Genomic DNA, 7,755 nt, shown 5'->3' on the forward strand with positions numbered 1-7,755 from the left:
CAAGTGTCGTTCCAGTCCCTAACGTCCCGTTCGGGACTCAGGGCCAGCCTACGTCGGTTAGTCTAGTTCGTTATACGCCATTTTGAAAAACAATTTTACAAGAGAGATACATGGAAATTGAATACTCATTAACAGAAGAAGATATTTTAAACTTCAATCTTTTCCACTCAGACCATTCACCAACTACAAAAAAAAATATGTTGATTGGACGATTGTTATTACCTATTATACTAATTACCTTTATTTTTCTTTTAGGATTTCCCAGAAATTTAGATTTTAATATTGGTATAGGTGTTATTTTTTTTCCAATTATTTTAATTTGGTTTTTATTCTATCCTAAATATTTTCATTACTGTATCAAAAAGAATGTAAAAAAACTTCTCGCGGAAGATTTAAACACCGGAATGATAGGATTTCAAAAACTTCTCATAAACGAAAATGAATTTATACAAATTACAGATTTTAGCAAAATTCAGAGATTTGAAAGATTCATTACAAAAGTGGAGGAAAATGATAAATATATTTTTTTATACTTATCTTCGATAACTGCTATGATTATACCTAAATCAGTAATCTGGAATAATAATATTAAAAAAGATGACCTATACTATTTGTTAGAAAACAAAATAATTAAAAAAACAAATTAAGGTAGATTATTTTTTATTTTATAAATCTAATCAATTTGATTCTAAGGATCCAAATAGTTTAAAACCATAGACAAAACATCTGTCCCCAAAATTTAACTGTCTACAAAAATCAAATCTAGTCTAGTCAAAACGGCGTATAACAGCGCCTTAACGCTACGCTTCGGGACAAGCCCTCGCTCGGGCTTCGCCACATAGGCTTCTGGCACTCCCCTTGCATGCGCAAGTGTCGTTCCAGTCCCTAACGTCCCGTTCCGGGACTCAGGGTCAGCCTACGTCGTTAAGGCTAGTTCGTTATGCGAAATACTCCAAAAATAAGAGTTCTAATGTAAATAAAGATGAAATATTTTGAAGACGCTAAATTAATTTGGAAAGAATTTGTTCCAAAGAACGGACAAGCGAATACTGTTCAAGGAGAACTTTTAAGAGCAGTCGAAAAACTCCGTGATGAATCTCAAAGAAACGGAAATGGAAATGGAAATGGAAATTGGGACGATGGGTTTGAAATATTGATAAGGTATTTAAATGATCATCTAATTGACACTAAAATCTATTCAAAAGAGATTCTTGATAAGACAAAAAAACACTTTTACGATTAAAAAAATACAAAGACCCATACCTAGAAGACGATTTATTCGACGAACTAGGAGACAGAGTTGTAGAATACTTTAAATTTCATGGGTCTGTAGAAAATAAAATTAACCCAAAATTGCAAAGATAATTCAATTAATACCTATATCAATATGCAATTTTTGAAATCTTTAATTCAAACCCTACAATCCGTTAGAAGCTATAATTATTTAATCGAAAATTATTTTGGAAAATACCTTGAAGATAGAGGATACAAGAAATTCTACGAAGCAAAAAAAAACGAATATGTTTTTGAAAATGATTTTCGAATCGTTAAAATCAACAATGACACTCATCCTAGCGATTACGGGTTCTCCGTCTTTCTTTATAACAAATTAAAAAAAGAACAATTTACAATCTTAATTCATATTCCAAATTCAACAATCGATTTAGATTTAAAATTAAAAAGAAATTCTTTCTACGCTCTATTATCAAATAAGAAAGCAATAGAATCTATTGAAACCAAAAAATGGCATAACAATTTAAAAGTTTTTTGGATAAAAGAAACTGCTTTAGATGATAGGAGAATCATTCGGACTGCCTAGTGACAAATGGAGTACTTCGCATAACAGCACCTTAACGCTTCGCTTCGGCACAAGGCCTCGCTCGGTCTACGACACATAGGCTTCTGGCACTCCCCTTGCCTTCGCAAGTGTCGTTCCAGTCCCTAACGTCCCGTTGGGACTCAGGGTCAGCCTACGTCGTTAAGGCTAGTTCGTTAATTGCAATTGGTTAATTCTACTCAAAAAAACCAGCGCGCAATTTTTCTTAAAATGCTATAGTTCAACTTTGATCAATTCGATATTCGATTTTATTACATCGTTAATGATTCAAGCGCTTTAAAGAAAATAATAAGAAGCAAGAGGTTTATTTCGCTCAACTTCCTATTAAGTTTTGATCACGGTTTCCATGTTGCAAAAATGATTGTCGGGCTTTGAAGACAAAGAAAAAGAAAGAAAATTTGCGCGCTGGGAATTTACACACTTCGTATTAGTAACAAATACTACACAAAACCAACTGCAATTAACAACGGCTTACCGCTCGCTCAGGGCCTTTTCCACTTCGCCTCAGATTTCTGAAAAAATCTGGATCTCGTGGGGCCTTCGCTCGGCCTAAAGGCACATTCCGTGTTACGCTAACGCCTCTTCTAGAGGCTCAGCTACACGAAACGTCGGTAAGCCTAATTCGTTATACGACATTCGTCGGAATAAATTTTAAAAACAGAGGAAAATATGAAAGAAGATATAAAGAAAATCTTATTTGCCGTTCTACTGGTTATCTATTGCAACATAACTAGCTTAACTGCACAAAACTTAAAGCCTATTCTAATTCGTCCATTCGGTGATTCTATCACTTATGGTGTTGGCTTTTCTGATTGGGGAACTTGTTACATTTCACAAATTAACCAGCAACTTTGTATGCCACCTGCAATGGCTGGAGGTGGATACAGAGGATGGTTGACTTTACTTGCTACTCAAGGTTTAGGGTTATATTTTACTACAGAAGGTTACCAAAGCGGCGGATCGTATTATTTACAATGGCTTACTAATACTCAAACTCATGATGGTTATCCTGGATATCGTACTGACCAGCTAATTCAATTCTCTACCTTCGCAAGTTTTTCTAACTTTACTTTAATACATGCTGGTACAAATGACATTCTACAGAACAAGTCTTACGAAACCGCTGCTAATAACCTATTTAGTATTATTAATAACGTTCTAACGGCTAATACAAATACTACCGTCGTTGTTGCTAAAATAATTCAAATTTCCTCTATCAATCAAGTGTATTCAAACCTAAATTCGCAAATACAATTATACAATGCTCTAATTGATAGCAAATTTAACGCTTTACCACCAAATTTAAAAGCTAGAGTCAGGGTCGTAAATATGTATAATCTCTTAAATGATCAAAACGATTACTCACCTGATGGTATTCATCCAAATGCTAGCGGCTATTTTAAAATGGCTTGTAATTGGATGGCGGGAATTAACAATTCAAACCCTTCTGGACCTTGTAGTGGATTAAACTTCGAAAAGTTAAAACTGGATATGAATTCAAAAGGTTTTGACGACAATGCTTATAAATCACCAAATGTTAAAATTGAAAAACTAATAAAAGGAGAACTGTAGCTCCTCACTCTAACTCCGAACGTCGCATAACAGCAACTAACCGCTTCGCTTCGGGACAAGCCCTCGCTTGGGCTGCGCCACATAGGCTTCTGGCACTCCCCTTGCATCCGCAAGTGTCGTGGCCAGTCCCTAACGTCCCGTTCCGGGACTCAGGGCCAGCCTACGTCGGTTAGTCTAGTTCGTTAGGCGAAATCAGCCCAAACAATAATAACAAAAAAAATGAAATATATACTTGTTCATTCACTTAAAGAAAAAGTCGGCGACACAATTAGATTATTACATTCTGTAAAACAACTTTATAACAACTCACAGAATAAAACTAGAATTTCAATTTATATGAAAAAGTCTGAAGCAATTAAAATTCAAGGACTTTCAATTGATGAAAAAAAGATTTCAGGCAATCTATTTGGAATTATAAGAATTGAGTATTCCTATGCAATCATATATGGAATTCCTGACTTTATCGTAGAATCAGAAACTAATAATTTAGTTCGATTTGCCTGGATAGCAATAGTATTTGAGAAATTTTTTCCTCAGGAAATTAATCACGTTTTCTCTCCTGAAAACAGTTCATTCGACTCAAAAAAAATATGCATTTTTAACTTTAAGAGAATTGATAAAAGCTCCCTCACCTCAAAAACATACTGGGATCAATCTGAAAGTAACATTAGACCAAAAATCCGGAATTTATTTAGAATTATATATTTTGTGAGGCATCATAAAAGCGATCCCTGGAGAAATTCGAATCTATTTATATTCCAAGATTTAAAAGAAATATTAAAATCGTTTCCCAATTTTCACCTCACAATAGCTGGTTTAGCCAATCGATCAGAATATATTGAAAATGGATATCCCGATAATGAAAATTATATCGAATATAAAATGTACGATCTATACAATGATCAGAAAGAAACTTATAAAACATATGATCTTGCTATTGGAGTAAACTCTGCTAGTTTAGATATTGCGAGTATTGCAGGAACCCCAGTCTTAAGACTATGTGAATTTCAAGGACTTAATGGAAGCTGGGGAGGAAAATATAATTCCTTCTTATCTGTAAGAACTCATATCGGCATGATTCCTAATTCGGATAAGAACGAAGATTGGTACGACCAAATAACTCGAATGGCATTTCAAAAAATAGCCACTTTAATGATGCGTTCTTTAATTATCGAACCAGTATGCTTGGACAGTTCAAGACATATACTGCTGAAAAACGAAGATATATTAAAAATTAATGATTTAAATAATTTAAATCATTTCAAAGTGGGCTGACTACGCCTAACAGCGTGGAAACACTGCGCCTCGGCACGAGGCCTCGCTTGGGCTACGCCACATTTCCCTTCTGTCACTCGTTTGCATCCGCAAACTCCGTGCCAGTCCCTAACGTCCCGTTGGGACTCAGGGTCGGGAAACGTCGTCTCCACTAGTTCGTTAACCGCCATTTCGCAAAAATCTATCTAAAATATGAAAAAATCTCACTGATTTAATAAAAGAAACGGAAATCATAAAGAAAATCGAAATTCCTATTATTGACTTTTCAGAGCGAATTATGATAATTAAACCATGAAGATAAGTTCTAAGCAAGAATTGATTAAGGAACTTTCTAAAATCAAACCTATCCTTAATCATGATTTTGGTGTTCTTCAAATTGGTATTTTCGGTTCTTTTGCAAAAGATAAAATTAACTCAGAAAGTGACGTTGACTTACTTGTAGAAATGAAAAATCCAGATTTCGATTCTTTGGCTGGATTACAAATTTTCCTAGAAAAACTTTTAGAAAGAAACGTTGATTTGGTTAGAAAAAGAAATCAAATTAAACCCTCTTTCCTTAATAGAATTCAAAAAGATATTATCAATGTATGAAGAAATAAAGGAACGATTTGAGTTTATTCTCGAATCTATTCTGCTAATAGAAAATCGATTCCTTAAAATCAAATTTCCAGATGACCTAATAAACTCTCAAGATGGAATTACGATATTAGATTCTATAGCTATGCGATTACAAGCAATCGGAGACAATGTAAAGTCTGTAGTAAAATTAGATAGTTTATTTCTGAATAATTTCCCTGAAATTGAATGGGAAAAAATTATGAAGATGAGGGATGTTATTTCTCATCATTACGAAGGTCTAGATCACGAAATTATTTTTAATATTTGTATAAACAAAATACCGGAATTAAAAATTTCAATTCAATCAATTCTAAAACAACTCAACGGCGGTTAACAGCGCCTTAACGCTTCGCTTCGGGACTAGCCCTCGCTCGGTCTGCGACACATAGGCTTCTGGCACTCCCCTTGCTTACGCAAGTGTCGTTCCAGTCCCTAACGTCCCGTTGGGACTCAGGGTCAGCCTACGTCGTTAAGGCTAGTTCGTTATTCGCAATCTTTTAAAATCTATGAGAAAAATTAGACCGGAATTAACAAAAGAATTAATAAAACATTTTAAAAATCCTTTTAATGTCGGGAAATTCGAACCATATTCGATTGAATCTTTCAGAGAGTTAGTCGAAATAATTTCGAATCTCTCATATAAGAATAAGGATTATTTTATTTTATTCAGAGGTCAAACACAAGACTACCAAAATAAAGGAAAGAACTCTACCTTTTATCCAACAATATACAGGGGTGATTATTTACAAAGATCAGAACTACTCTATAAATTTGATTTATTACACTCAGCTTCCAATCTGCTAAAAAAACATTTCAAAGAGAACAAAATAGAAGGCTTCAAGGAAGTCTTAACAAAAAAATATATTCAATGGAGTATACTACAACATTACGAAGTATGCGACACTCCACTCCTCGACTTTACTCAATCATTAAGAGTAGCTTGCTCTTTTGCTTTACATGATAATAACCTTGATTATGGTTATGTCTTTGCTTTTGGCTTTCCCTACCTAACAAATAGAATTTCTATTAACTCTGAACATGATTTAGCAAATATCAGACTTCTTAGTATTGCTCCACCAGATGCCTTAAGACCATATTTCCAAGAAGGTTATCTAGCAGGTACTGCAGATGTTGAAGAGGATTACGAAAATAAATTGGAATTAGACTTCAACAATAGACTAATAGCTAAATTCAAAATTCCAAATGATAAAAAATTCTGGAATAAAGGTTTTAATGTGATACCAAAAGATGCGTTATATCCGGACGAAGACAAAATTCAAAGTCTCTGCATCGATATCAAAAATGAAGCAGTGGTAAGTATAAATCCAGAAAATTTAGGAGAGTTTTTGATTATTTGGAGAAAATTAGAAGAAATTATCATGAAAATTTCTGGAAAATTCGAAAACAGAAGTCCGTCTATATTATCTGCACTTCGCAATCCAATACTATTGGATTATTTGGAACCAAAGCTCCTTGATGAAATAAATTCACTTCGTCAATTTAGAAACTACTTATTCCATATAAACCAAAACCCTGACAGAAAAACGCTAGATTATAATATAACCTTAGCTAATAAAATATATGAATTGCTTTCACGAAATTTAAGAAAAATTAAATGAATATGACATAAAACAGCAAAAAGACTGCGAATAACAGCGACTAACCGCTTCGCTTCGGGACGAGCCCTCGCTCGGGCTACGCCAAATTCCCCTTCTGGCATTCGCCTTGCGTTCGCAAGCTACATGCCAGTCCCTAACGTCCCGTTAACGGGACTCAGGGTCGGGGAACTTCGGTAAGTCTAGTTCGTTATCTGAAATGCGACAAACTAAATATTAGAATATAAAAACAAATAGGACGGACAAAATGAAACTCAAGAAAACTACTCAATCAATCAAATTTGTACTTTTAGCAATTACTCTGCTATTTACATTTAATTTCGAAACTCAAGCTAAAGATAAATCAATTGACCTAACAAAACCAGTTCTTATTCGACCCTTCGGAGACTCTATCACTTATGGATTCGGTTTTACGGACTGGGGATACTGTCCAGTCTATTCGATCGGCCAGTTTATATGTATGCCACCAAATCAAGCTGTTGGAGGCTATAGAGTTTGGATGACTGAATTTGCTATTACAAACAAAGCATTCATATTTGCTACTGAAGGGTATCAAAGTGGAGGTTCTAATCCTCAACAGTGGATCACTAATACGCAAACTCATGATGGTTATCCCGGATGGAGAAATGATCAACTTATTAAAATTGCTAATTACCCAAGCTTCGCTGATATTACACTCCTACATGCGGGTACAAACGACCTTTTACAAGGTAAATCTCCAAATGATGCGGTTATAGATCTATTTAAGGTTGTCAATTCCATACTTGCAAGTAATACAAAAACACAAATTTTTCTCGCTAAAATAATTCGAATTTCACCGGCTGTTGCTAATACACT

Annotated in this window: 9 protein-coding genes; all 9 read left to right on the forward strand. The window is 34.5% G+C overall.

Features of this window, described 5'->3' with window-relative positions; all coding sequences use genetic code 11:
- The first annotated feature begins 110 nt into the window (after positions 1-110).
- Entirely contained in the window at positions 111-647 is a 537-nt protein-coding gene (locus JWG40_RS17120) for a YcxB family protein (protein ID WP_205286990.1), read from the forward strand.
- 335 nt (positions 648-982) lie between these two features.
- On the forward strand, positions 983-1,243 hold the full coding sequence (locus JWG40_RS17125; protein WP_205286991.1) for a hypothetical protein: 261 nt from the start codon (positions 983-985) through the stop codon (positions 1,241-1,243).
- 153 nt (positions 1,244-1,396) lie between these two features.
- Positions 1,397-1,819, forward strand: coding sequence for a hypothetical protein (locus JWG40_RS17130; RefSeq protein ID WP_135656378.1), 423 nt, complete (start codon positions 1,397-1,399; stop codon positions 1,817-1,819).
- Positions 1,820-2,506: 687 nt separating this feature from the next.
- Positions 2,507-3,409 (forward strand): GDSL-type esterase/lipase family protein, encoded by a 903-nt coding sequence (locus JWG40_RS17135; protein WP_205286992.1) that lies wholly within the window; start codon positions 2,507-2,509, stop codon positions 3,407-3,409.
- Between the two features lie 336 nt (positions 3,410-3,745).
- A complete protein-coding gene (locus JWG40_RS17140) occupies positions 3,746-4,684 on the forward strand; it encodes a hypothetical protein (protein ID WP_205286993.1) in 939 nt (312 codons plus the stop codon).
- 291 nt (positions 4,685-4,975) lie between these two features.
- On the forward strand, positions 4,976-5,275 hold the full coding sequence (locus tag JWG40_RS17145; protein ID WP_205286994.1) for a nucleotidyltransferase family protein: 300 nt from the start codon (positions 4,976-4,978) through the stop codon (positions 5,273-5,275).
- Positions 5,268-5,636: a HepT-like ribonuclease domain-containing protein gene (locus tag JWG40_RS17150; protein ID WP_205286995.1), complete on the forward strand. Its 369-nt coding sequence runs from the start codon at positions 5,268-5,270 to the stop codon at positions 5,634-5,636. Before JWG40_RS17145 ends, JWG40_RS17150 begins: the two co-directional genes overlap by 8 nt.
- A gap of 172 nt (positions 5,637-5,808) precedes the next feature.
- Complete coding sequence (locus tag JWG40_RS17155) at positions 5,809-6,921, forward strand: FRG domain-containing protein (RefSeq protein WP_205286996.1); 1,113 nt, start codon at positions 5,809-5,811, stop codon at positions 6,919-6,921.
- Positions 6,922-7,165: 244 nt separating this feature from the next.
- A partial coding sequence (locus JWG40_RS17160; RefSeq protein WP_232369461.1) for an SGNH/GDSL hydrolase family protein occupies positions 7,166-7,755 on the forward strand: 590 nt, incomplete at its 3' end.

Source organism: Leptospira abararensis, from assembly GCF_016918735.1.
Lineage (GTDB): Bacteria > Spirochaetota > Leptospiria > Leptospirales > Leptospiraceae > Leptospira_A > Leptospira_A abararensis.